The 953-nt window shown below is 51.8% G+C and carries 1 protein-coding gene and 1 pseudogene; both read right to left on the reverse strand.

The features are described 5' to 3' along the window. Window positions 1-500 (reverse strand): annotated as a pseudogene (locus FHI25_RS20465) (flagellin); the annotation flags it as partial. Window positions 501-857: 357 nt separating this feature from the next. After that, window positions 858-953: flagellin (locus FHI25_RS20780; RefSeq protein WP_282597590.1), on the reverse strand; the 96-nt coding region annotated here is incomplete at its 5' end.

The raw sequence follows: 953 nt of genomic DNA on the forward strand, positions 1-953 counted from the left end.
TCGAAGCCGTTGACCGGGGTCAGGGCCGCGCCGCTTCCGCCGGTCGCGAGATCGCCAAAGTTAATCGCAACGTCGCCGCCGTCACCCAACAGCTGAATGCCGTTGAAGTTGGTGGAAGACGCAATACGATCAATCTCGTCACGCAGTTCAGTGAACTCGTCATTGAGGAAGCCGCGTTCGGTGTCGGACAGGTTGCCAGACGATGCTTGAACAGCAAGTGTCTTCATGCGAACGAGGATGTCATCAATGGTTGCCATACCGCCATCGGCGATCTGGAGCATCGAGTTGGCCTGTCCAACGTTGACAGTTGCGGTTTTGAGAGCCTGAGTGGTTGCATTCAAACGCGCGCCGATGGCCATGGAAGCGGCATCATCACGCGCGGAAACAACACGGGTACCAGACGAAAGTTTGGACAGCGAACGGGTCGCCATTTCGTCAGATGCGGTCAGGTTACGGTGTGCCACGTTAGCGGCATAGTTGGAAATAATATTGAGAGCCATTTTTCATCTTCCTACTTGGAATGAACACCAGACACCACGTCTGTATGTGCGTGGAATGTTCCTCAGGAGTTCTTCTTGAACAGCCTATAAGAGGTCCACGAGATTTCTAATTGCACTTTGTTAGGTTGGAAGTCCAGAAAAAAATCACCTGAACAGAAAGAAAATTCTGAATCATCGAAAAAACAAGGGGTTAGGTAGAGATGATTGTGGTGGTGCGTTCTTCGTAGAGTGAGTTTCCGACGAGAAAGCCCGAATCGAAGCGATCGCATGACAGCTGTATGGCGATTAGTCAAAACAAATAGAGAAGGGGCGGCCCGAAGGCCGCCCCTTTTGTAAAGACGTGTTTTGCTTTGCAGATTACTGCAGCAGACGCAGCAGGTTCTGCGGCATCTGGTTTGCCTGTGCGAGCATGGCAACACCGGACTGAACCAGGATCTGTTTTGAGGTGAAGGC

Origin of the sequence: Thalassospira sp. ER-Se-21-Dark (assembly GCF_017922435.1) — a bacterium.
In the GTDB taxonomy this organism is placed as follows: domain Bacteria; phylum Pseudomonadota; class Alphaproteobacteria; order Rhodospirillales; family Thalassospiraceae; genus Thalassospira.